Source organism: Synechococcus sp. M16CYN, from assembly GCF_040371545.1.
GTDB lineage: Bacteria > Cyanobacteriota > Cyanobacteriia > PCC-6307 > Cyanobiaceae > Parasynechococcus.
In genome coordinates this window covers 712170-737015 of record NZ_AP029048.1, presented here as the reverse complement: position 1 = coordinate 737015, position 24846 = coordinate 712170, and the positions used below count along the sequence as shown (strand labels likewise).

Annotated in this window: 23 protein-coding genes; 17 read left to right on the top strand and 6 right to left on the bottom strand. The window is 46.3% G+C overall.

What is annotated here, in order from left to right; translation table 11 throughout:
• The first annotated feature begins 1 nt into the window (after window position 1).
• Genes ABWV55_RS03435 through cbbX form a run of 10 tightly spaced genes read left to right on the top strand, consistent with a single transcriptional unit; the run spans window position 2 to window position 8740 of the window.
• Window positions 2-1744, top strand: coding sequence for a carboxysome shell carbonic anhydrase (locus ABWV55_RS03435; protein ID WP_353292300.1), 1743 nt, complete (start codon window positions 2-4; stop codon window positions 1742-1744).
• 2 nt (window positions 1745-1746) lie between these two features.
• On the top strand, window positions 1747-2061 hold the full coding sequence (locus tag ABWV55_RS03430) for a carboxysome peptide A (RefSeq protein ID WP_353292299.1): 315 nt from the start codon (window positions 1747-1749) through the stop codon (window positions 2059-2061).
• Complete coding sequence (locus ABWV55_RS03425) at window positions 2061-2312, top strand: carboxysome peptide B (protein ID WP_353292298.1); 252 nt, start codon at window positions 2061-2063, stop codon at window positions 2310-2312. Before ABWV55_RS03430 ends, ABWV55_RS03425 begins: the two co-directional genes overlap by 1 nt.
• Window positions 2313-2369: 57 nt before the next feature.
• On the top strand, window positions 2370-2948 hold the full coding sequence (locus tag ABWV55_RS03420) for a BMC domain-containing protein (RefSeq protein ID WP_353292297.1): 579 nt from the start codon (window positions 2370-2372) through the stop codon (window positions 2946-2948).
• The gene (locus ABWV55_RS03415) at window positions 2896-3180 is read left to right on the top strand and encodes a hypothetical protein (RefSeq protein ID WP_353292296.1); all 285 of its coding nucleotides are present in this window, start codon (window positions 2896-2898) and stop codon (window positions 3178-3180) included. The genes ABWV55_RS03420 and ABWV55_RS03415 overlap by 53 nt, the downstream gene beginning before the upstream one ends.
• On the top strand, window positions 3062-4906 hold the full coding sequence (locus tag ABWV55_RS03410) for an NAD(P)H-quinone oxidoreductase subunit F (protein ID WP_353292295.1): 1845 nt from the start codon (window positions 3062-3064) through the stop codon (window positions 4904-4906). Before ABWV55_RS03415 ends, ABWV55_RS03410 begins: the two co-directional genes overlap by 119 nt.
• 10 nt (window positions 4907-4916) lie before the next feature.
• Entirely contained in the window at window positions 4917-6407 is a 1491-nt protein-coding gene (locus ABWV55_RS03405; RefSeq protein ID WP_353292294.1) for an NADH-quinone oxidoreductase subunit M, read from the top strand.
• Window positions 6404-7537, top strand: a complete 1134-nt coding sequence (locus ABWV55_RS03400; RefSeq protein WP_353292293.1) for a CO2 hydration protein — start codon at window positions 6404-6406, stop codon at window positions 7535-7537. Before ABWV55_RS03405 ends, ABWV55_RS03400 begins: the two co-directional genes overlap by 4 nt.
• Before the next feature lie 44 nt (window positions 7538-7581).
• Entirely contained in the window at window positions 7582-7833 is a 252-nt protein-coding gene (locus tag ABWV55_RS03395; RefSeq protein WP_353292292.1) for a 4a-hydroxytetrahydrobiopterin dehydratase, read from the top strand.
• Window positions 7817-8740, top strand: coding sequence for a CbbX protein (cbbX, locus tag ABWV55_RS03390; RefSeq protein WP_353292547.1), 924 nt, complete (start codon window positions 7817-7819; stop codon window positions 8738-8740). Before ABWV55_RS03395 ends, cbbX begins: the two co-directional genes overlap by 17 nt.
• A 967-nt stretch (window positions 8741-9707) precedes the next feature.
• On the opposite strand, the gene ABWV55_RS03385 is transcribed toward cbbX, so the two are convergent.
• The 3 genes from ABWV55_RS03385 to ABWV55_RS03375 all read right to left on the bottom strand — a co-directional run bounded on the left by ABWV55_RS03385 (window position 9708) and on the right by ABWV55_RS03375 (window position 11869).
• Window positions 9708-9947, bottom strand: a complete 240-nt coding sequence (locus ABWV55_RS03385; RefSeq protein WP_353292291.1) for a 2Fe-2S iron-sulfur cluster-binding protein — start codon at window positions 9945-9947, stop codon at window positions 9708-9710.
• A 2-nt stretch (window positions 9948-9949) separates the two neighbouring features.
• Window positions 9950-11413: a cobyric acid synthase gene (locus ABWV55_RS03380; protein WP_353292546.1), complete on the bottom strand. Its 1464-nt coding sequence runs from the start codon at window positions 11411-11413 to the stop codon at window positions 9950-9952.
• 96 nt (window positions 11414-11509) lie between these two features.
• Entirely contained in the window at window positions 11510-11869 is a 360-nt protein-coding gene (locus ABWV55_RS03375; protein ID WP_353292290.1) for an Npun_F0494 family protein, read from the bottom strand.
• Window positions 11870-11943: 74 nt separating this feature from the next.
• On the opposite strand from ABWV55_RS03375, the gene ABWV55_RS03370 reads away from it, so the two are divergent.
• Window positions 11944-12516, top strand: a complete 573-nt coding sequence (locus ABWV55_RS03370) for a nucleoside triphosphate pyrophosphatase (RefSeq protein WP_353292545.1) — start codon at window positions 11944-11946, stop codon at window positions 12514-12516.
• Between the two features lie 812 nt (window positions 12517-13328).
• Here the strand turns inward: ABWV55_RS03370 and rpsD are convergent.
• Entirely contained in the window at window positions 13329-13937 is a 609-nt protein-coding gene (rpsD, locus tag ABWV55_RS03365; RefSeq protein ID WP_353292544.1) for a 30S ribosomal protein S4, read from the bottom strand.
• A 41-nt stretch (window positions 13938-13978) separates the two neighbouring features.
• On the opposite strand from rpsD, the gene yidD reads away from it, so the two are divergent.
• The 3 genes from yidD (at window position 13979) to ABWV55_RS03350 (ending at window position 16253) form a co-directional block, all read left to right on the top strand.
• A complete protein-coding gene (gene yidD / locus ABWV55_RS03360) occupies window positions 13979-14293 on the top strand; it encodes a membrane protein insertion efficiency factor YidD (RefSeq protein WP_353292289.1) in 315 nt (104 codons plus the stop codon).
• Window positions 14293-14556 (top strand): glutaredoxin family protein, encoded by a 264-nt coding sequence (locus ABWV55_RS03355; RefSeq protein ID WP_353292288.1) that lies wholly within the window; start codon window positions 14293-14295, stop codon window positions 14554-14556. The genes yidD and ABWV55_RS03355 overlap by 1 nt, the downstream gene beginning before the upstream one ends.
• A gap of 182 nt (window positions 14557-14738) precedes the next feature.
• Window positions 14739-16253, top strand: a complete 1515-nt coding sequence (locus ABWV55_RS03350) for a UDP-N-acetylmuramoyl-L-alanyl-D-glutamate--2,6-diaminopimelate ligase (RefSeq protein ID WP_353292287.1) — start codon at window positions 14739-14741, stop codon at window positions 16251-16253.
• A 1123-nt stretch (window positions 16254-17376) separates the two neighbouring features.
• Here the strand turns inward: ABWV55_RS03350 and ABWV55_RS03345 are convergent.
• Window positions 17377-17622: a NifU family protein gene (locus ABWV55_RS03345; RefSeq protein WP_353292286.1), complete on the bottom strand. Its 246-nt coding sequence runs from the start codon at window positions 17620-17622 to the stop codon at window positions 17377-17379.
• An 81-nt stretch (window positions 17623-17703) separates the two neighbouring features.
• Here ABWV55_RS03345 and ABWV55_RS03340 point away from each other — a divergent pair, with 81 nt between their 5' ends.
• The 3 genes from ABWV55_RS03340 to ABWV55_RS03330 all read left to right on the top strand — a co-directional run bounded on the left by ABWV55_RS03340 (window position 17704) and on the right by ABWV55_RS03330 (window position 23535).
• Window positions 17704-19209 (top strand): malate:quinone oxidoreductase, encoded by a 1506-nt coding sequence (locus ABWV55_RS03340; RefSeq protein ID WP_353292285.1) that lies wholly within the window; start codon window positions 17704-17706, stop codon window positions 19207-19209.
• A 413-nt stretch (window positions 19210-19622) separates the two neighbouring features.
• Entirely contained in the window at window positions 19623-21434 is a 1812-nt protein-coding gene (lepA, locus tag ABWV55_RS03335; RefSeq protein ID WP_353292284.1) for a translation elongation factor 4, read from the top strand.
• Window positions 21435-22713: 1279 nt separating this feature from the next.
• Window positions 22714-23535, top strand: a complete 822-nt coding sequence (locus ABWV55_RS03330) for an ABC transporter permease (protein WP_353292543.1) — start codon at window positions 22714-22716, stop codon at window positions 23533-23535.
• A 491-nt stretch (window positions 23536-24026) separates the two neighbouring features.
• Here ABWV55_RS03330 and ABWV55_RS03325 read toward each other — a convergent pair whose 3' ends face one another.
• Window positions 24027-24719, bottom strand: coding sequence for a TrmH family RNA methyltransferase (locus ABWV55_RS03325; RefSeq protein WP_353292283.1), 693 nt, complete (start codon window positions 24717-24719; stop codon window positions 24027-24029).
• Window positions 24720-24846: the final 127 nt, after the last annotated feature.

Below are 24846 nucleotides of genomic sequence, written 5' to 3'. Positions count from 1 at the left end.
AATGGTTCGCTCCATGTCTTTCCGCAACGGGCGACCTCAGGCTCCTAGTCGTCGTCAGCTGCGACAGAACCAGGATCGCTCTAGCCAAAAAAAGAACTCTGTTGATCTTCAGTCAGGCTTCCGTGACGGTCCGGTCCGCAGCACCGCTCTCGAGCGTCGTCGCGCTCTGGCTACTGTTGGCAAGGCAGCCGTAGCAATTCAAGGACCCCTCGGTTCTGATCGGGTTCGTATCCGCAACGGGCGACCTCAGGCTCCTAGTCGTCGTCAGCTGCGACAGAACCAGGATCGCTCGACAATGCCGTTCAATTCCGATCAGTCCTCGCTTTCCCGCAGTAACCGAAGTCATCCCCTAACCAATCAAGCTGTAAATGACCGCCTGCGTTCTTACGAACAAAAGGTTAAGGGGGGTTTTGACCGCATCGTCCCTGTATTGCAACAGGTGTCTGCTTTGCAGCACAAGCCTGATTTCATTGTCCAAGCCCAGCGTTTGAGCCGTGCCGAGCTTGGCTTCGATTTGCCTAACTATATACTCGAACGCGCTTGGATTAAGCCACTAGATATGCGTGGTTTATTCGCTTGGTGTGTTTTCGAAAGCCATCGCTTATTTAGTGATCACTTTTTTCAAGACGACCCTCTCCAGGGTGCACAAGATAGCTCCTCTGCTCGGGAATTTGAACAATTTCTGCTGAATTGCGGCATCCACCTCTTAGACATCACGCCGTGCGCTGATGGTCGCTTGGCTCATACCGTTGCCTATGTTCTACGCATTCCTTTCAGTGCCGTGCGTCGCCGTTCCCATGCTGGTGCCATGTTTAATGTGGAAAACACGGTGAACCGCTGGATTAAAACTGAACACAGTCGCCATCGTGAAGGTAAACCCAACCCCTTCACAGAAACGACCCGTTATTTGAAAGTAGTAACGTACCACTTTAGTTCCTTAGCGCCTCATCTTCACGGCTGTGCTGCACATGCCAGTAACGACGAGTTAGCTGCATCGGCCGCTTATAAGCGTCTTCTTAATTTCCGAGAAGCCGTGGAGAATAGCTTCTGCTGTGGAGCCTCCGTAAAACTTCTGCTAATTGGTCTCGATACCGATACTGACGCAATTCGCGTCCACCCACCCAATAGAGATAGTGAAATGGTTCTTGATCAGTGGGTGTGTGCGCATGAACTTTATACTGCAACCGTAGCCATGTCTCCTGATCAGGCGATGGCTCAAATTGCCAAAGCATTGAAGTCAGCCGCCCCTGGTCCTATGGATCCTGGCATGCTCACCTTCTTAACGCATTTGTTATCTAACAACTGCTCACAAATTGATTACGTGCGGGAGCTTTACGGGGCTTCTTATCTCGATGTCGGTCATGCTGAAAGGTTCATTGGTGTGGGTATTGGTTTTAAAGAGGTTCATTTACGCAATCTCACATACTTCGCTCACCTAGATACGGTCGAGGAGGGGGCTCCTGATCTCGATGTCGGTATCAAAATCTTTCGGAATTTAAACATTTCTCGTGATTTGCCAATTCCAATTGTGGTGCGTTTTGATTATTCCGGTCGTGTTCCTGGTGCCCGCGATCGAGCAATTGCAGATTGCAAACGTGTGAATAAAGCTATCGTCGACCGCTATTTTGACTTGGTCTACGATGGCTTGCTGCACACATGCCTGACTATTCGCGATAGGCATCAATCGGCTCCGGCCGAGATTATCGGCTCCACGCTCGATCCTCAAAGTCAGGAGGCTCACTGAGCATGCTTATTGTCAAGATCATCAAACCCCTTGTCTCAACGAATAGGATTCCCGACTTTGAGCATAAACATCTTCAGGTAGTACTCGATGGCAGCACTAAAAAGGTCGCTGTTGATGCCGTTGGTGCGAAACCTGGGGACTGGGTAATTTGTGTGAGTAGTTCCGCTGCAAGGGAAGCTGCAGGCAGTAAATCGTACCCTAGTGATTTAACAATCGTAGGGATAATCGATCACTGGGAGCCTGATCCTCCCAAAGGCTCTGCGCTTTTAACTAGCCCCTCCCCCCATTCAGAACCCTCGGGAGGTTCGGCACGCTGATGGAGATTATGCAAGTGATGGGCACTCTAGTTTGTACGTTCCGCGTCGCAGGACTCGATCATATGCACTTGCGCATTCTTGTCAACAACAAGGGCAAAAAGTTAGTCGCTGTTGATCCGGTCGGTGCCCGAATGGGAAACTGGGTGTTTACAGCCAGCGGCTCGGCTGCTCGTCATGCCTGCCCCAATAATACGGTGCTCACTGACTTAACCATCGGCGGAATCATTGATCACTGGATGCCGGATGGATAGGGGCATTTCTCTTTCCTGATACTTGGCTTCCAATTCGCTTATTGCTCTTAATCTGCTATGGCTACCTCCTCCTCTAACCCCCGTCGCCGCGGTAATGCAGGTGATGAGGCCGTTGATGCGAAGTCAATAAACACAAACACTGCTTCATCTAGTGGAAAGTCCATTGGCTCCGCGGCTCCTCCGGTCAAGGCTTCCGTGTCATCGCAGAAGTCCACGGTGTCTTCCTCCCCCCCGAAACCTACAAGCAAAATCTCCACAAAAGTCATGAGTGACAGTAGTGGCGTACTTTCAGGTGGTGGTGAAGGGTTAGGTCCGCCGAGTTTGATGTCCAAAGCACCAGTCAAGGGTATTGCGCTCGGCATGATCGAAACCCGTGGCATGGTTCCTGCCATTGAGGCGGCAGACGCCATGACGAAGGCTGCAGAAGTAAACTTGATCTGTTGTGAGTACGTTGGTGGCGGTTACGTCACCGTCATGGTGCGTGGCGAGACTGGTGCCGTAAACGCTGCAGTGCGTGCTGGTGCTGATGCATGCGAGCGTGTTGGGGATGGGCTGGTTGCTGCCCATATCATCGCTCGGCCGAATGAGGGAGTGGAGCCTGCACTGGCTAGTACCGGAACAGTCCGCCGCAGTTGATGCCGCACACTTTACCAATCGTAAGAGTTCACCAGGATCTCCCCAGGTGGAGTATTCGCACTTAAAATTTCCCCTAATCGACGACCAGCCCGATTCCCATCCCGCTTGCCGTTTTGAATCAGGAGATTTCCCTTTCAATCCAAACCGCCTGGCTGATTCCGCTATACGGATTCGTTGGGACGTTAGTTGCTCTGCCGTGGGCAGCAGGTTTGTTTCGGCGCCAAGCCCATAGGCCAGCGGCCTATCTCAACATCTTGCTCACGTTGCTGGCTTTTATACACGGCAGCTTGATTCTTAAGGAAGTATTTGAGTCAGGTTCAGTTGATCTTGTTTTTCCATGGCTCACCGTGGCTGAATTGAAGCTTGATATCAGTTTCAGTTTGTCTCTTACGAATTTAGTAGCCCTGGAACTAATTACTGGCCTGAGCCTTTTTTCTCAGATTTATTCCCTTGGATATATGGACAAAGAATGGGCATTAGCTCGTTTTTTTGCGCTGCTTGGATTTTTTGAGGGGGCGATGAGTGGCGTTGTTTTGAGCAATTCCCTCTTTCAGAGTTACTTTTTGCTGGAAATGCTTACGCTTTCAACCTACTTACTCGTGGGTTTCTGGTACGCACAGCCTCTTGTGATCACGGCTGCTCGTGACGCCTTCTTGACCAAACGGGTCGGAGATGTGCTGTTGCTCATGGGAGTTGTAGCACTGTGTACTTTCTCAGGAGGTATGGGCTTTAACGACCTCTATACCTGGGCAGCACAAGATTCTTTATCTCCCTTGGCAGCGACCTTACTCGGTCTGGGTTTGATTGCCGGACCGACGGGCAAGTGCGCCCAGTTCCCAATGCACCTTTGGTTAGACGAGGCGATGGAAGGGCCAAACCCCGCCTCCATTTTGCGAAATTCTGTTGTGGTGACCTGCGGTGCCATTGTACTTCTTAAAGTGATGCCGATCCTTCAACACGCGCCGATTGCCCTAACCGTCCTTCTTGTGATTGGCAGCATTAGTTCCATTGGAGGGTCTTTAGTAGCTCTTGCTCAAGTGGATATCAAGCGGACGCTTTCTTATTCCACAACAGCTCACCTGGGTTTGGTGTTTATCACCATTGCTTTGCAGATCCCAGTGCTAACGCTCTTACTACTCTTTTCCCATGCGGTATCGAAAGCCCTACTTTCGATGAGTATTGGTGGAGTGATTGCCGCAACGAATTGCCAAGACATAACCGAACTTGGTGGACTTGGAAGCCGAATGCCTGCAACAACAACATCTTTTTTGATTGGTGCTGCCGGACTTGTTGGTTTCTTGCCCCTGGGAGGTTTTCTGGCTATGGCTCAATCTATTGATCTACTGAGCGCTCGCTCCATACCTTTTGTGGCCATTTTTCTGATGACCAATTCCCTGACGGCCTTGGGCTTGGTTCGGGTCTTCCGCCATGTCTTTCTTGGCGATGCTCTGATTAAGTCCCGTCGAGCAGCCGAGGTGAACTGGCAGATGGCACTGCCAATGGTTGGCTTGTGTGTAGTTGTGCTGCTGACTCCCGTGTTTTTGGTTAGGCTCGAGTCCCTCGATGGCTTGTTGGCCTTCCCTTTGTGGGCTGCTGTTCTCGTAGTTGGTAGTGGCCTGATTGGTTTACTGTTAGGCATTCTTATTCCTCTTAGTAAAGCCTGGTCTCGCTCACTTAACCCTGTCTTGCGCTGGTTTCAAGACCTCCTAGCCTACGATTTCTATACAGAGCGTTTTTATCGGCTCACTATCGTCAACGTCGTGGCTGGGTTCTCGCGCCTTGCTTATTGGTTTGATCGTAATGTTGTAGACGGACTTTTACATGGTGTGGCGCGCTTATCTATGCAAAGCGCCGAAGGTCTAAAACTCAGCGTTGGCGGCCAGAGTCAGTCTTACGTGCTCACGGTACTTGTAGCCATTGTTTTTTTCCTTACTGCAGTGAGCTGGCTGCTTACTTAATTCTGCTCTGATGTTGCTTTCGCTCCTACTCCTGATTCCGTTTTCCGGAGCTCTTGCCCTAAGCATTTGGCCCGGCAAGCAGACAAGTTCCCGTTTGCGGACGGGAACAATCGCGCTACTGACGATCCAGTGCGTTACTAGTTTTACTCTGTTGCTGCTCTTCGATCCCACAGATCCTAAATCACAGCTACTGGAACAAGCTCGCTGGGTGCGCTCAATCGGTCTTGATTACGCCCTTGCAGTAGATGGTTTGTCACTACCGCTAATATTCATGAATGGGACTCTTTGTCTTGTTGCAGCAGTAGCATCCCGTTTCATCGAAAACCGACCGAGGATTTACTTCGCCTTATTGCTGGTGATTTGTGGTGCTGTAAATGGGGCTTTTTTATCCAAAAACCTATTGCTTTTCTTCCTATTTTATGAATTGGAATTGATTCCCCTCTGGTTGTTGATTGCAGTATGGGGGGGTGCTAATCGCTTTTATGCAGCCACTAAGTTCTTAATTGTCACTGCTGTGTCTGGGATGTTGATTCTGGGTGCCTTTTTTGGCTTGGCTCTGGCGACAGGAACTATGGATTTTAGTTTAAGACCCATCACTAGCAACGAATTAAACCTAACAACTCAGCTCTTGTTGATGGGGGCTCTCCTGATTGGTTTTGGAATTAAGATCCCTCTCTTTCCATTCCATACCTGGCTGCCAGATGCCCATACTGAGGCCTCAACTCCTGTTTCGGTTCTTCTTGCTGGTGTCCTTTTAAAACTGGGAGCTTACGGCTTGTTGCGCTTCTGTCTCGGCTTATTTCCTGAGGCTTGGCAGGTAGCTGCCCCGTGGCTTGCCGTTTGGGCGGCAATCTCAATTTTGTATGGCTCACTAGCTGCCATTGCGCAAACCGACATGAAACGGATGGTGGCGTACAGCTCTGTAGGACATATGGGTTACGTGCTACTGGCAGCAGCAGCGGCCACTCCCCTCGGTTTAATGGGGGCATTGTTTCAGATGGTGAGTCATGGATTAATCTCTGGTGTGCTTTTCCTGCTGGTTGGTACCGTTTATGCCCGCACAGGAACACGAGACCTTACCGTGTTGCGCGGTCTATTGAATCCTGAACGGGGACTTCCTCTTACCGGATCTCTGATGATAATCGGTGTGATGGCTAGTGCGGGCATTCCTGGGATGGCTGGTTTCATCTCTGAATTTCTGATCTTCCGCGGCAGTCTTCAACCCTTCCCCGTTGCAACACTACTTTCGATGATAGGTTCTGGCCTCACGGCTGTGTATTTCCTACTGCTTGTAAACCGTGCTTTCTTTGGCCGTCTTGCCATCGCTCCTGGTGAGATATCCAATCCCCGTATTCTTGATCGTGTCGCTTTATATGAGCAAATCCCAGCTATTGCACTCAGCCTGGGAATTCTTACTCTGGGTTTGGTTCCCGCGTTGCTGTCGAATCTCAGTGAAGCAACTACAACCGGTCTAAGTCAGCTCAACGGAGGTTTGTCATGATCACCGCTCGAGCATCATTCGCACCAGTTCTTCCAGATCAGGGCGAGCTGATGCGACGTTTGCTATCGGATATCCCACTACTTGCAGATACACCGGACCATCTTATCCAAGTGGTCAATATTCTTGAGAGTTACGGTATCGTTCTTGACGCTTACAGCAAGAATTTAGTTGATCAAGGCAAGAAACAGTTGTTGAATCCATTCCCAGTATTCCGCTTCTTCCATGAAGGATTTTCACCAAAGCGTCTTTGGGATCATCTGCTGGGTGATCGCATCAACTTTGAATACGCCGAGTATTGCCAGAAGGCGATGTTCTGGCATGGCACTGGAGGCCTAGATGCCTATCTCGACAGTAAAGCCTTTCAGGAAGCCTGCCAATGGATTATTCGGTTGAAAGCTCGTCGGGACCCGTTGTTGGCGCTTATCAACGGTTTATATCCAGGGTTTGCGCCAGAGTCAATTCGATCGCTCACCACAATCTATTGCCTTGGTTTATTCTGGCGAGTGATGAGTGATATGTTCGTCGGCCTGGCTCATCGTTATGCAACCAGGGAAATTGCTTGCATTCGAGACGTAGTCCATCACATTCGAGACGGACTTGTGGCGGCTGCCGCTAACCCGATCACTTATAAAGTAAATGTGGCGGAGAAAGAAATCTGGATATTGCCACCTGAGGCTGGACTCACATTTTTAGCAGACGTCGCCGTCCCTTACGTGGAAGCCGTATTTTTCCGAGGAATGCCCTTTCTTGGCACTGTTTCCTACAACGCACAAGCCCGCCAAATTTCCCCCGACATAAGCGATTTCAAGTATGGTGCCCTTTATGCCGATCCGATTCCAAGTATGGGGGCTGGTATTCCACCGAGTTTATGCATGAAGGATATGTTCCGTCACCTACCGGAGGAACTTAGCAGCTGGTATGACAATCATGGACGCGGACAAGTTGATGTTCATGTGCAAATCTGCGTAAGTTTCCAGAAGTCGATGTTCTGCGTCACAAACGGTGCCATTGCTGGAACCATGCCCTATCCCCTTAACGTGACCGATCTAAATCAACAGATGGCTAACCGTGCCCATGCCGAGGCATGGTCTAGTCGGCTGCTGGGGTGTCAGCGGGAAGCACTCCTTTGAAGAGGTACTCCTTTAAATTCTAGGAACGGTCGTGGGTGACTTGGATGAATCAGTGGCAAGAACGTAAGCGGCCAGTCTGCTTAGAGCGTCGCTACGAGTTCGATAGTTACAGCGCTACACGCGACTTTTTAGATCGACTGGGGTATTACAGCGAGCAGACTCAACGATTCCCAGACATTAGCTTTGGCAGGACATATGTGAACATTACGCTTCGTCCCGGAGTGGATGGAAGCGGCAATGCATTAAGTGATGCTGACCGATTCTTTGCAGCGGAGATTGATGCCCTCCTTAGTTGATTTGAAGGCAACCTATGCCGAGTCGGGTGTGGCTGAAGTGCTGGAGCAACTCGACAATGAACTGGTCGGACTCACGTCGGTGAAGACGCGAGTCCGCGAGATAGCTGCTTTGTTATTAGTCGATCAAGCCCGGCAGCAAATGGAACTCCCCAGTACAGCACCGAGCCTTCATATGTCATTCACCGGTCGCCCTGGTACAGGTAAGACGACGGTGGCGCAGAGGATGTCGCAGATTTTGCATCGTCTCGGCTATTTGCGTAAAGGTCATGTGGTGACTGCAACTCGTGATGACCTTGTTGGGCAGTATGTAGGACACACCGCCCCGAAAACAAAGGAAATGATTAAACGAGGACAGGGTGGTGTACTGTTTATCGACGAGGCTTATTATCTTTACAAACCTGGCAACGAAAGAGATTATGGCGCTGAGGCGATAGAGATTCTTTTACAAGAAATGGAGCGTCAACGTACCGACTTTGTGGTCATTTTTGCTGGGTATAAAGATAAGATGGAAACCTTTTATAGCTCCAACCCAGGCCTTTCGTCTCGTGTGGCACATCATTTAGATTTTCCCGACTATAGCGATAGTGAGTTGATGGCTATAGCCGACTTGCTACTTGAAGCACAGCATTATTGCTTTAATAAAGAAGCTACAAAAGCCTTCGAGGAATACATCAGTCGAAGACGACAATTGCCTTTCTTTGCTAATGCTCGATCGATTCGTAACGCGATCGATCGAGCACGTCTGCGTCAAGCCAATCGATTGTTTGCTCGGATGGGAGAGACATTCACAAAAACTGACTTGATGACCATTGAGGCGTCGGATATTCGTGCCAGTCGAGTATTTGCTGGAGAAGTGGAGGGACATCATCCAACTTTACCCCCTCCTCTATTAAACGAATTTGTTTAATTGCCTACTGTCTCTGATAATTTCTCAGTTTAATAAAACCTTATAATATGATCTTAGTGAGAGTTGGATAAGGATTGTGTACCCACTCATTACATTAATGCCTGATTCTAATAATAGAAGCGTGAAAGCTGGCGACAAAACGGAACTTCAAGGAACACCCACGCCTAAGCAAGAAGAGCGGCATAGTGTTCAAGCGGTGACCACTATAACAAGAATCATTAATTTTTTAATTTTATCAAGGCGACACTCCTTGAAGTTTCTCTTAACTAATTGAGCTAACTTTGACCTCTTATATAGCAAATCTACATATATTATTGTTAAGTTTGTCTATGAGATATTTAGCTAAATCTATTTAGCCAAATCATTTATTTACTCAAGTTACGGCTAGTACGAATTTAATTATTTATTCATAATTTTATATGGCTTAAACTATTATCTACCCAAGCATTATCTTGATCAATATTTATTTGGTAAATACCAATGTTAAATATAGTTTTATTTCTAATAATGAAATGAAAAGTTTAAATTTCAACAACTCGCTTAATTAAGCGTAAGAGATCTCTTAATAGACTACATAACTATTTAATACATCAAGTAAATATTTAATGACATCATCAACAGATTGAGTCTTGTGAAACCCATTAACTATTTCAAGTCTATAAAAGTTTGATGAATAATGCATTAATATCGCCTAATATAATACCACTAGTCCCTTTTTATTCAACGATAAAATCGCTATCTATAATCGAATAATTTTTAGCATATACAAATTGTTAATATTACTTACTAGCTAACAATTCAGATAATTATGCCGCTAAGAGATCCTAGTCTATTTTAGAATCTACCTTCCAAACAAAGTTGAATTCGTTTCTAACTTTTATCTATCTTGATATAGTTTTGACTTGTCTACTATGAATTAATATTAATTGCGTTGTGAATGAGTTAACTTCTCTCTCAATTGTATTATCTACCAATAAGGATCGGCTACAAAGCTAACTATAAGCCGACCAGACTTTGACGGCGGTACTGTGCTAACGCAAGCGCGAACGAGCCTACCGTTTACCTCGATCTCGCAAGCACCACAGCTTCCTCCCATGCACCCGGTAGGGATGGACATTCCTACTTTACTTGCGGTTTTCAACCAATTCTCACCAATGGTTTCTGTAGTAGTGCGGCCACTTGGCCAGTGTATAAGGACAGTGCCCATCGCTAAAGCAGGGGGGAAAAATTCACATGTTCCTTAAAAGCATCGGCGAGACGATCCAGTAGTCGATCACGATGTTCACCATGATGGGAACAATTTGTCGGCAGGAAAGGGAGGTTTTTTCGAGCACGTAGCTGGTTCAACCAGTGACGTCGCCAAGGGCCGTTATCAAGAATTCCGTGCAAGTATGTGCCAATGATGCTTCCCCCACGGGTAGTTTTAGTCCACCACCCCAAACTCGGATCAGTACTGAATAATGGCAGTTTTATTTTTGCGGTAGTGCTCCCTTGGTGGAGTTCGAAACCTTGGATGGTTGAAACTGATGGCCAAGTGCTTTGGACTTCGCGTTGACGCAGAATTTTGTTTCTTCTAAAACAGGTTGTAATTGGTAGTAAACCTAAACCCGGCCAAGGTCCAGGGCCTGCACCACCTTCCAATTGTTCTGGATCCGTGAGCCACTCACCCAGCAATTGCATGCCACCACAGATCGACAAAATGGATCCACCGTCCCGGGTATAAGCCGTCAGATCTTGATCAAGACCATACTTGCGAATGGCTTCTAAATCGCATAGGGTTTGCTTACTTCCGGGAATAATTACCGCGTCTGGATGTCCAAGATGATCGCCCGGACTCACCCAGCGCAATCGTACAGCAGATTCAGTTTCTAAAGGGTCGAGATCCGAAAAGTTGCTCAGGCAGGGTAACCTCAAAACAACAATGTCAAGATCAGCTGAGCTTTTGTTGGATTTTCGCTCCAGCAGGTCGAGTGTGTCTTCGGGGGGAAATATTTCGTTTAACCATGGCACCACTCCAAGTACCGGCACCCCAGTGTTCTCTTCTAACCAGGTTCTCCCTTGATCAAATAGCTCCCGGCGTCCACGAAAGCGATTAATCAAAATTCCTTTAATAAGAGATCGCTCCACCGGTCGTAGTAGCGCAAGAGTACCCACTATCTGTGCAAAGACACCACCCCGTTCAATATCTGCTACAAGCAGGCAGTTGGCACGTAAATACTGGGCCAATCTCAGATTGGTAAGGTCGCGTTGCTGCAAGTTAACCTCCACGGGGCTTCCTGCACCTTCCAGTACTAACCGTCCACCTTGCCATCGCTGTTGCAATTGGTTTAACCCGCTGCGAATCGCTCGCCAACCGGGCCGGAACCAATCGCGGTAGTAATGCTCAGCCCTAGTAATTCCGACGCTATAGCCGCAATGAATTATTTCACTCGTGTTGTCCCCTCTCGGCTTGAGCAGCACTGGATTCATCGCGCAGCAGGGCTCTAGTTCTGCGGCCCATGCCTGCATCGCCTGGGAGTAAGCCATCTCGCCACCGGACGCATCCACCCAGGCGTTGTTGCTCATATTTTGCCCTTTGAAGGGGAGGGGTTGTTCGCCCTGTCGTTTCAACACTCTGCAAAGTGCTGCTGTCATGAGTGTCTTGCCAGCACCACTGGAGGTGCCAAGTACCATCAGTGGGCGATACAAGGGATGTATTGGGTTGAATCAATTACCATTACTTGCCATTCGTTGGTAATGGGGAGATCATGTGAGGCTACAGCGCGGTTGTTAAGACAATAATCGTCGTACTCCATTGCGAAGGCGTTCTATCCATGATATCGATTGTATGAAGAGATCAGGAGTGTTATCCAAAATTTGGCGACCGAGAGGAGTTAACCGAAAACGATTGGTAAGTCCTTGTCCATCTACTTCTCGCCGCAGTACACCCACGGAGATTAACCAAAGCAGATCCTTTTCCAAAGCATCGCTGTGGCGATACCAACGACCGTTGCGTTGATAAGTACGGCGATTACAAAAAAAGTGTCCGGCATCCAGGCCTTGATGCCGAAGATCTTGATAAAGAGCATCAGAAAACGGAAGACAATTTATAGCCCGTCGTGCCCGGTTGCAGCTACGTTGATCGAACAAATCGGTGGAGCGGGCGATGGCGCGGCCTCCCTTCTTTGCCAGTCTAAGAGTTGTTCCCCAGATTTGTGTCTGTCGTGCTGATGCTTGCTTCAGCGTCTCCAGCCCGTCGTCGTCTGCTGAAGCAGGCGGCGATACCTCATCGCATACGCGTTAGCGGCGTCAATGAAAGTACTATCAGCAATCAAGATCCTGTTTTACTAGTGCAGCAGCTAGCACTAGCCAAGGCTGCGGCCGTTCAGAAAAGCCTCGACCCTGTCGCTGATGCCGATATTCATGCTGTGCTCGGTTGCGATTCGATGTTCGTGTTTGAGGGTGAGGTATTCGGCAAACCAGTGGATGCACAGGAAGCTATCGATCGCTGGCGGTGCATAGCAGGCCGCAGTGGTGAATTGCTCACTGGCCATTGCCTGATCCCTCATACAGAGAAGCAAATAATTGTTTGCCTTCGCACCGTGGTGCACTTCGCAATGCTTAGCCAAATTGAAATAGAAAACTATGTAGCGAGTGGCGAGCCGCTACAATGTGCAGGTGGTTTTGCTTTAGAAGGGCAAGGTGGACTCTATATCAGTGGTTTGGATGGTTGTTATTCAAATGTGATGGGTCTTAGCCTGCCGTGGTTACGCAGTGTACTGAACTCAATCTGTTAAGTTCTTGGAGGTAAGCTGATAATTGCAAGCATGATTAATCATTTTTTTGTTTAAAATCGTGAATAATTTTAGCTATTCTTTATGTCAACTGCTACAAGTTTTAACATTATGTACGCGTCAATAGCTAAGTCTCTGTGCTTTATTATTAAGTAAGCTCTCCTAATTTGTGTAATTTTTATTAATTCTCTAGAGAGAACTTGGTTCAAGTTTTTATAATCTAAAACCATATATAAGTCATAAAAAGTTATGATAATTAATTTAAATTGTCGTTAACTTTCTAGGCTAGAGCAATTTACATAAATGTTAAATTTATAGCTTATATAAAAGATAAATTAGCATATAATAGTATGATTACAAGGTAAGAACCTTTATACTTTCATCTCTTGATTATTGTTTTTATTTGTTTATTTTAAAGTAACCTCTAACTAATCATCAGTATTATTTTATGAAATTAATGATTAAAGCTATAAATGTTCTGTGTTAGAAAACTTGTTTTAAATACTCTGGTTATAGCAATTTTTACTGAAAATAGAACTTCAAAAGATCTGGATTTGAAAACTATATTGTTGTTAGATTTATTTTTTCTCAAAAATGATATATATCTTTAGTATTATAAGCAAATACTTGGTTGAATCTAAATAAGTTTTGGCGGCAATTTTTTCGCTTGATTAAACTACTCTGTTATGCCTTTGCTGATTAATTCTTTTATATATTGGGCAATATAAATATAAAAACTTTGTCAATCTCGAAAACAAGTCAACAAAATTTGAAATAGGGATCAGGGTTGTTCCAGATCCCTTAGTGAGTGAGATTTATACCTTGCGGGAGTAGTATTCCACGACAAGAAGTTCATTGATTTCCAAAGCAACCCATTCGCGTTCGCAGCGACCAATACACTTAGCTTTCAACTTGGCTTTGTCCAATTCCAGGTGAGGAGGAATATTGGATAAACCGGGGAAGGCAAGATTGCCTTCAGTAAGCTGTTTGCTGCATTTGCGTTCACGTATGGCCAATACGTCACCGGGCCTTACCTGGTAGCCAGCTATGTCCGTCACTCGACCATTCACGGTCACATGACCATGATTCACAAGTTGACGGGATCCAGGCACAGTAGGACCGAAACCAAGACGGAAACAAACGTTGTCAAGTCTATTTTCCAGGAGTTTTAGCAGGTTGGTTCCGGTAGAGCCTTCTTGAGCGCGAGCCTTCTTTACATAGCGAACAAGTTGACGCTCGGAGACTCCGTAGTTGAATCGAAGTTTTTGCTTTTCTTCGAGACGAATTGCGTATTCGGAACGTTTGCGACGGGCTTGGCCGTGTTGACCGGGAGGATAGGACCGCTTTGCGGTCTTCCGGGTGAGACCAGGCAGGTCTCCCAAGCGCCGCGTGATCCTCAGACGAGGGCCGCGGTAACGAGACATAAGTTGGGAACGTGTGTAGATCATTCGTGCAGCTTTTGGCCATGCTGAATCCATCACAGGCGTCAGCGCATCCAGCGACGCACGAGCCTCTCAGTTTATCTAACGACAAGCAGGTTTACCGGTGGACGAGTCTAAACGAACGTCTTGCTGCAGTATTACTCATGCTAATCAGCTTTTATCGTCGTTTCATCTCGCCTCTGATGGGTTCAAACTGTCGCTTTACCCCTACTTGCAGTGCTTATGGATTGGAAGCGATACAGCGGCATGGCCCTTGGAAAGGCGGCTGGCTCACGGTGAAGCGACTTTTGCGATGCCACCCCTTTACCCCATGCGGTTGTGACCCGGTGCCTGATTGATGCATGAGTTGCGCCTCTATAGCAGACAAGGCTGCTGTCTTTGTGCAAGCCTGGAAAGACGACTACGCGCGCTCGATTTCAATCATATTCGTGTGACCCTTATCGTGGTGGATATAGACGCTCCAGAGGTACCAACTCCACTTAAAGTGCGTTACGACTTAGAAGTTCCTGTTTTGTTCTTGGACACGACAGAATTGCCACGAGTACCTCCACGACTAGCAGGAGATAGATTGATGGCTTGGTTAATAAAGACCATCACTTGAAATGCGTGAAATTATTTTTTTGGACAAAATCTTTTACTGTTTATTAGGTTTTTAGAACCTATTTAAGCTTGCTCTTAACTAGTGAAAACGGGCAGTTTTTCTTAAATTTGACTTTTCTTATTAGCCGTATCGCTTTAAATTTAAAAAAGACTTTAAGTATCTGGTGTAAATAGAGGATTTTAATGACTCAAATGCTTCACACACTACTCCGTGATGTCGGTCTTGTACTTCCTACTGATGGTTTCAATACATCGGTATCGGTAAAGGCTGTTACAAGTGACTCCCGCATGGTTGGTCCTGGCAGTTTATTTGTTGGATTGCCTGGAGAACGGGTTGATGGTGGAATCTTTTGGAGGCAAGCTTTACAAGCTGGTGCTGTAGCTGCGGTGATCGGATCGGCTGCAGCTGCAGCCGATCCCCCGATGGCAAAAGACTTTGTTGTGGTTGTGCCAGATCCAGTGGCAAGAACGTTAGGAGAGCTGGCAGCTTCCTTTTGGAATCGTCCCAGTGAGCGTATGGCTCTATTGGGTGTGACAGGCACGAATGGGAAAACCACCATCACTCACCTGATCGAATACTTGGCCTTGTCCTCAGGATTACCCACCGCCATGTTTGGCACCCTCGTGAATCGTTGGTCTGGCCATAGTGCCACCGCTACACACACTACTGCTTGTGCTGATCGTCTTCAAGCGCAGTTGGCGGAAGCGGCATCGTCGGGTAGTCGGTTAGCAGCTATGGAAATCAGTTCCCACGCCCTATCACAAAATCGTGTTATTGGCTGTCGGTTTGCCGGGGCTGTATTCACCAACCTCACCCAGGATCACCTCGACTACCACGCTTCGATGGAGGACTACTTCGAGACTAAGGCACTGTTGTTCTCACAAGAGTTGCTTCACGCGGGAGCGGCACGCGCTGTTGTGAATAGTGATGATCCTTGGGGAGCAAAACTTGCAAATCGATTAAGTGAGGTGTGTTGGCGTAGCTCGCTTGTAGATTCCACCGCTGAGCTGCGAATGGTTGATCTCACTACGACCAGTTGTGGTGTGGCCGGGCGTTTGATCAGTCCTATGGGGGAGGGTCCGTTCCGGTCACCTTTACTAGGTCGCTTCAACTTGATGAATTTATTGCAGGCGGTGGGAGCATTGCTTCAGCAACAGTTGCCTTTATCTGTTTTGCTTGATGCTATTAGTCATTTCCGTGGAGTGCCTGGACGCATGGAACGTGTGCGCCTCGCAGGATCTTTAACTGATGAGTTACCAACTGTTCTTATAGATTACGCTCATACGCCCGACGGGTTAAAAAATGCTCTGATTGCAGTGCGTCCTTTTTCTAAAGGTCGCCTTATTTGTGTATTCGGTTGTGGCGGAGATCGGGATCGCAGTAAACGTCCTCAGATGGCCGCCATTGCCGCTCGCATAGCTGATCGAGTAGTTGTAACCTCCGACAACCCGCGAACTGAAAACCCACAACGTATTCTTGATGATGTGGTAAGGGGCATTCCAAAAGGCACTGACTTAATGGTAGAAAACGATCGTGCTGCTGCCATTGCAGTTGCAATTGGCGAAGCTAAAGGGAATGACATTGTTCTGATTGCCGGTAAAGGTCACGAAAAATACCAGCTTTTAAAGCTTGGGAAAGTACACTTTGATGATCGAGAAGAAGCAGAAAAAGCACTCTCCCTGCGACTCAAGCCTTAAAGCTCTAATATTAATCAGCCTAATCCCATTCTCGTTTAGTTATCTTAATTATTGTTTGTTATTTTCAAAATATTTAAGTATAATTAATTTTGTTTAAAGAAAAAAGAAAGTTAATTGGCTTTGAAGAAAATAAAAAGGACCTTCTTAAAGTTGCTTTATTAAAGAAGATTCTGATATATTGAATGGACTCCTAATCATTAACTAAGATTACTATGATATTAAAGAGAAAATCACTTCTCCATCTTGTTAATAAAAAATTAAATAGCCTAGAAGTAAATAAATTTAAGATTAAAAAACATCGATATTAGTAATCTCAATTGTTATAATTTATATTTTTCCAGTTGAATTATCAATAAATTTAAACATATGTGAATATAATTTATTTAAGCTATTGCAAAAATACTTTTGCTATAAATTTCTTTGTTAATCATAGTTTACAAATCTATAATTATTTATTAGTAGCAAGTTGCTATTTCTTCACACCGTTATTAATGTTTTGTCCTCATTAATTAGATTAAAAATTTGCTAATCTATCCTTAGCTCAACAATGGCAGTCCACATCAGAATAGAATCGCTATTTGCAGCACAACATTACTTAATTTAATAACCTCACTTTCTTATCTGAAACTATTATAACCTAAGTCTGTAATTTATTAGTGTAAGCCAGGCTATTTTATTTTTTAAATGTTTAATAGATTAGCCGTGGCATTTGTAGATTTGTTTATGCTATGACTCTAATTGTTTATTCTAACCTTGCGATTTTAATTCTACTAAACCTGGTCAAAGCCTCCAGTGATAGGCACAGCGTCCTTAAGGATCCTCCCTTTCTTTAATAAATCCCGCCAACACTTTAACGCAGCAACCCCTGAGAAATAAATTGATGATTATTAGCTGCCTAAGGATTGCTGCCACGATCTTGCCGTTTGATATGCTGTGCTAGTGTATTTGATGGCTTCAATGAAGTAAGACCTCTCCAACAGCTTCGAATGAATCCGCGTCCCAGTCGGCGAACTTTTTAGCTGATATTAATTACTATTCAGATAGTGATCGCAGACCTATGGAAAAGCATTTTCTTTTGGTATTCGCAACTTCGACAGGGTACTCGTAAGGTTGAGCTTTAGTATTAAAGTACCTGAACCACTTCGCTTACCTCGGGAATTAACTCACGCATCTTACGCTCAATACCCATCTTTAGTGTCATTGTGCTGCTGGGGCAACTACCGCATGCTCCTTGTAGGCGTACTTTTACAATTGGACCATCGAGCTCCACTACTTCTACGTTACCACCATCGGCCATGAGAAAGGGACGCAGTTCATCTAGCACTTTCTCTACGTTTTCCATAGTTAGAACCATAGTTTCAGTGTTCATCAGAAAATTCATAAAAATGACAACCCGACCCTAGGAAGTGGTTCCATAGGGTGGCGAGAATGGTTTCCACTTAAAGCCCTGGTGCAAAACGATGGCTCTTTTCATGCAGAAGATCGCTACGATGCGATCCTGGTAGGCGCGGGGATTATGAGCGCCACCTTCGCGGTGCTGCTGCACGAACTGGATCCACAGCTGCGTCTGTTGCTTGTGGAGCGGTTAGAAGCTCCTGCGCTAGAAAGCTCGGCTGCCGCCAACAATGCCGGTACCGGTCATGCCGCCAATTGCGAATTGAACTATACGCCAATGCAGGTGGATGGCCAGGTAGCCGTTGAGAAAGCAGTGGCTATCAATGCTGCTTTTGAACGCAGCCTTGAATTTTGGAGCTCTTTAACTGAGCGAGGGTTTCTTAAGTCAACCGACTTCCTCCATCAGACTGCCCATATCAGCGTTGTGTGGAGCCGGGACAATATTGCTTTTTTGCGTCAGCGTTTCGCACAGCTCAAAGAGCTCCCAGCCTTTTCGAGGATGCGTTGGAGCGAAAACCGTCAGGAACTTGCGGGCTGGATGCCCCTCGTGATGGAAGGACGTGATCCCGGTCAGGCGATTGCCGCGAACCGGATTGAGCGAGGAACAGATGTGGACTTCGGTGCCCTGACCCGCGCTTATTTACTGCCATTGCAAACCAGCGGTGCGCTCACGGTGCGATACGGCACGGCGGTGAGCAATCTCAAACGATTGCGACGACCAGACATGACCGAAACAGACTGGCGGGTAATCACCAATGATGCTTTTGGTCAGCGCGAGGTGCGAACTCCCTTTGTTTTTCTGGGTGCCGGTGGTGGTACATTGCCGCTGTTGCAGTGTTCAGGCATCCCTGAATCTAGGGATTTTGCAGGCTTCCCGATAAGTGGCCTTTGGTTAGTATGTGACGACTTCGCTCTGGCTGGACAGCAACAGGCCAAGGTTTATGGCAAAGCGGCCGTGGGCGCTCCCCCAATGTCTGTGCCTCACCTCGACACCCGTTGGATTAATGGGAAACGTTCTCTGCTCTTCGGTCCGTTCGCTGGCTTCAGTAGTAAATTTCTCAAACGGGGGTCACTTCTAGATTGGCCAGCATCGGTGCGGCCCACCAACCTGTTACCAATGCTGCAGGTGGGGATCACAAACATTGGATTAGTGCGGTACCTGATCAATCAGTTGCTTCAGAGCCCGGAGCAACGCTTTGCCGCTCTTCAGGATTTCATGCCTACGGCCCAGTTCCAAGATTGGAGTTTTTCTGTGGCAGGCCAGCGGGTGCAGGTTATAAAAGACAGCAAGGCTGGCGGCCAACTGCAGCTGGGCACGGAAATAGTGGCTGCCAATGATGGCTCTCTAGTCGCGTTGCTGGGGGCTTCTCCTGGAGCTAGCACGGCGGTAACAATTATGCTGGAGGTACTGCAGCGTTGTTTCAGTGAGCGGTTTGCCAGTGCGGCCTGGCAGGAGCGACTATCAGCACTACTGCCGAGCTTTCATGCCAATCCCCTGAACCCTGATGTTCTGTGGAGCATGCGCGAGCGCAGTAATACAATGCTCGGACTGAGCGGTTGATTGCTATTGCTTCAGATTTACCAGCGCTACCCCTGCCATCGATGCAATAAAGCCCGATAGGTTTAGTAAAAATTCAACATTCCATTGTAAATCAACCAACTCACAGAAATGCTTGTTATTGTCCCGGTTTTACTTCGCAGAGGATTTAGACAAGGTTGAAGTGAAGTATCATGATCTTCTTGAAAGAACAAGCCCATGGCAATGACACGAGGTCTTAGGACCACTATTCCCGTCTAAATCACCCGACTTGTGTTACAATTATGAGAGGCTGTAGATAGAAAGCGCTGATTGTTTGCGTAATTTATAGCCAATAATGAAGAGGTCCGAAAAAACCATTCGGCGGATGCCGATAGCCTCTCTCCAGGATTACCCAGGGTCGGAGTCTCTGCCCTTAATTCGGAAATCACCGCTGCATGACCGACACCCCTGTTTCACGGATTCGCAACTTCTGCATCATCGCCCACATTGATCATGGCAAATCAACCCTGGCAGATCGACTGTTGCAGAGCACAGGCACTGTGGCCAATCGTGATATGCAGGAGCAGTTCCTGGATAATATGGATCTCGAACGGGAACGGGGAATTACTATCAAGCTCCAGGCGGCTCGAATGAACTACACAGCGGCCGATGGAAAACAATATGTTTTAAATCTGATCGATACTCCAGGGCACGTTGACTTCTCTTATGAAGTAAGTCGTAGCCTGTTGGCCTGTGAAGGGGCGCTGTTAGTAGTAGATGCAAGCCAAGGTGTAGAAGCACAAACTCTAGCCAATGTGTATCTGGCATTAGAAAACAATCTTGAAATTATTCCGGTATTAAATAAGATTGATCTCCCTGGTGCTGATCCGGATCAGATTAAAAAAGAAATTGAGTCAATCATTGGCCTTGATTGTAGCAATGCGATTTATTGCTCGGCTAAGACGGGTCTCGGTATATCTAAGATCCTTCAGGCGGTAGTCGATAAAGTTCCAGCTCCTGTGGATGCTGTTCATGAGCCAACCAAAGCGTTGATTTTTGATTCTTATTACGATCCTTATCGCGGAGTGATCGTTTATTTTCGCGTAATGAGCGGTCGTATCAACTGTAAAGAAAAAGTACTGTTGATGGCCAGTAAAAAAACTTACGAGCTCGATGAGATAGGGATCATGACACCCGATCAACGTAAAGTAGGTGAACTTCATGCTGGGGAAGTTGGCTACCTTGCGGCATCCATTAAAACTGTGGCTGATGCCCGTGTAGGGGACACGATCACCTTATTCAATACACCAGCAAAGAATGCGCTTCCTGGATACAGTGAAGCGAAACCGGTAGTATTTTGCGGATTGTTTCCCACAGAAGCGGACCAATATCCCGATCTACGTGAAGCAATGCACAAACTACAACTATCTGACGCAGCGTTAAAGTTTGAGCCAGAGACCAGTAGTGCCATGGGCTTTGGTTTTCGTTGTGGCTTCCTTGGTCTCTTACATATGGAAATCGTCCAGGAGAGACTGGAGCGCGAATACAATCTAGATCTTATCGTTACAGCACCATCAGTAGTTTACAAGGTAAATATGTTGGATGGCAGTGAAACAATGGTGGACAACCCCGCCACACTGCCTGAACCACAAAAGCGTGAGTCGATCGAGGAACCCTATGTACGCATGGAGATCTATGCGCCAAATGATTATAGCGGTGCCTTGATGGGACTTTGCCAGGAGCGACGAGGTGAATATCTCGATATGAAGTATATTACAAAAGACCGTGTCACCTTAGTTTATCAGTTGCCGTTAGCTGAAGTGGTGACTGATTTTTTTGATCAGATGAAGACTCGTACTCAAGGCTATGCGTCGATGGAATATAGCTTAATTGGCTATCGAAAGAATCAGTTGGTTAGACTTGAGGTGTTGATTAACGGTGATCGAGCCGATCCTCTTGCTACTATTATTCATCAAGATAAGGCTTACAATATAGGCAAAGCCTTGATAGAAAAATTAAAAGAATTAATCCCGCGCCAGCAGTTTAAAATTCCCTTGCAGGCCTCAATCGGAAATCGTATTATTGCATCAACAAGCATCAGTGCAGTTCGCAAAGATGTTTTGGCAAAATGTTACGGCGGTGATATATCACGCAAGAAAAAATTGCTCAAAAAGCAAGCTAAGGGTAAAAAACGAATGAAAGCTATGGGCAGCGTAGATGTTCCCCAGGAGGCCTTTAGGGCGGTGCTTAAACTCAACAACAGCTGATGGTTGAGTTCTGGTTTGGAATGAAACTGTAAGTTCCTATACGATTACCGTAGCTAGTAACAGAGAATGATTTCAATTCTTCTAGGCTCTAGATCCCTGACGATTTTGCCTAGTAACCCTGGTTTGTTAAATATAATATAAGGATAACTTCCTTAGAGAAGATTATTAAGCATCAGGTGGTTCAGCCGATCTAGTTCATCTACACTCACTTCCAGCAATCCAACTATTCAGGACCACTACCATCATGGCAAGAAAGGCACAGCTGTCGGCAGTATGTTTTGGCTTCTACCGTTATTTCCAGATGCTATAAAACAAGGACAACAACACTATCGCTGTAGCAAAAGTGTCCTGTAAGATCAGCGTTGGAGAAAAGTGTCTATACAAAAGCGGAGTAATATCGATTCAAGAACTCACGGGAATAATTAGAAGCTTAGATAGGCTTACAGTAAATTAGCTGGCTACATTGAGACGATTAGACTGCTTATTTTGCTGTCCATACCCTTAGCCAACAGCCTTATTATTGATCAATTAAGTTGGATGCCTTGCTTATGCTTAGACTGGGGATACTTTTATTTTTATTTACTTGCAAAGTGGCATGCACATGATTATTGCAGTAATTATCTTTTATTTGATTTTCGATATAAAATTTCTGCAGGATTTCAGGCTCAAGAAATATATGCAGCTCGTAGATTACGGTACTTGCAAATTGATTCTCTTAGTTCCAAAACTGATTAGCAATTTTTAATAGCGTGTTGTAAGCGCGGCTCAGTCGCATCGCCTAAATGGTTCTCTCTATGGGTAAGTTGCAGTTGTATGTATAGTGTCCAAGTAAATCGCATTCACATCGGTTTAGAATGCATCCTTAGTGCCTTAATGTTTGACTTAAATCAAATAAAAAAATCTTAGAATGGCTGTCTAAATAGATAGTACTAGCATACAGATAGTTATTTAAAGTTTTTTGATCTGAGCTAGTTTGATGTGAGATATAGAAACGGCTTAGGCTCATAGTTTACTATACTGTTGTTCATTCGGACGGTGGACTCACTAGATCATTTTTTACTTTTGATAAAGTTTTTATTATTCAATTTATAACCTGTTGTTGCGATATCTGTGAGATCTAAGAGTGAGATGCATTGCGGGTCAGGCTACCCCCTAAAATCGCCCAGTGTAACCCTCTTGCTAGAGATGAGGCGACGCCAATTCGATCAACACGGCCGGCGAAAAGGAAGCATAACGACTATATCTCCGATAACGCATGAATTTTAGCCTCTCAGCCCGAATGACTCGCTGGGGACTTGTGATCGTCGTATTCTATTCACTTGTCGCTCTGATCACCCCATTGCTGATCTGTTTAGGTTGGCTTCCAGACGCCAATGCCGGGCTAGCTAACCCAATTAACGATAGTCCGAACTGGAGTCACTGGTGTGGTACAGATCGTCTCGGCCGGGATGTGTGTGTTCGCACCATGGCTGGCAGTGGTGTTGCACTCCAGGTGGTCTTATTGGCTGTGGGTTTGGCTTTGATCATGGGTGTTCCCCTAGGAATGATAAGTGGCTATTTCGGCGGAGGAATTGACCAGATCCTAATGTTGTTGATGGATGCTCTCTATTCTCTACCAGTCTTATTATTATCGATGGTACTCGCCTTTCTGCTAGGGAAGGGCATTCTCAACGCCGCAGCAGCCCTCTGCGTTGTTTACGTACCTCAGTACTTCAGAATGGTGCGAAACCAGACGGCACAAATGAAAAGCGAACTTTTTGTAGAAGCAGCGCGGTCCCTTGGCGCTGGGCCAGCGTGGATCCTGCGTCGCTATCTATTTCGTAACGTGATCACCTCAGTGCCGGTGCTGCTCACGCTAAACGCGGCCGATGCCGTTCTGGTATTAGGCGGACTCGGTTTTCTTGGCCTAGGCCTTCCCGAAGCAGTACCAGAATGGGGCGGAGACCTAAATCTTGCTCTAGCAACCGTTCCAACCGGGATCTGGTGGACAACCTTATTCCCAGGATTAGCTATGTTCACCCTTGTGCTCGGTCTTTCGTTTCTTGGTGAAGGGATCGAAGCTTGGTTAAGTGGTAGTGAAGCTCGCCCAGCATCAGACTGAGATTATATTATTTAGTATATTATTACAGTGAGTTTAGAGAGTCGAATTTCTGTACCCGCAGTAACCATCCTAATTCTAGTTAATTAGTAAAAATCACTCTGAGTGATATAGCCAGCTTAATTTGTTTTGAAGAAGTCATTGAAACTGCCATTATGGTATTTAACTTTGTTATCCGGCCAAAATCTACTTCTAGAGAAGGATGAATTTAGCTAATTGCCTTTTGTTTGTCTGAAGCAATCTACAACAACTCCTACTGAGAGTGAGATTAAACCCCCGTACAGCTACTAGCCAGCACATCACGAGAACAGAAACTCATCGAAAAGAATAGCTTAACTATTGATATACATGATCAAAATTATCGTATTAAAGCATTTCTTCCTCCTAACTCTTAGCCTAGGAACATGTAACCGTGTATTAACGAATCGATCCCTTGTCTGTCTGTGACAATCGAGTTGTCTGAACTTCTATAAAGATCAAGATTTTATTAGGTTTTAATAGCGAAGCTTGACCGTACGCGGCAGCTCTTCCATGAGCTCCCCGGCTTCATTGAGAGCTGGGTAGGGCTTGTTTTGCTCACGACACCAGGCGGCAACTTCTGGATAAGACCATTCAAGTAGCAGCCGCTGGTAATGGTTTGGCTGAAGCCCCTCTCCTTGAGTGGGTGCTATCCCCATAATTTGCCGCTGTCGCAATGACTCAAAAAGGAGTGTAGACGTAGCAACGGAGACATTCAGAGACTGCACCATACCTCGCATTGGAATAAATAGAATTTCATCCATCAGATCCCGAGCTCGATGGCTTAGCCCCCATTTTTCAGCTCCAAAAACAAAGGCTGTTGGACCGGTGAAGTCGCAGTCGCGGTAGTCCTTAGCATCCATCCCAAGATAGGTACCAAACAACTGGAACCCTTTGTTCCTCAGGACACTGACAGCCGTCTCTATATCGGGATGGTCATTGAGGGGTACCCATTTCTGACTGCCCTGAGCAGTGCTGTTATAAGTGCGCAGTGGCCGGCCATCTAGGTTCACAGCATGGGCTTCCAATGCCCCAACGGCATCGCAGCTACGCAGAATGGCAGAGAGATTATGAGGCTTCTCCACATGCTCGAGTAGCACGGTGAGATCTGCCATGCGGTGATTCAAGACAGACTTGAATCGTTGAAACCGACGCGGCAGCAGGGGCATGAAAAAATCGAAAGGAAAATTTAAATGGAAACCCTTGGGTAATTGCACATTAGACAATCCTCAGAACCTCTCTTTGGCATTTTAGGATGGCAGGATAGATACGACAGCCTGCCTTACTTGTTGCAAA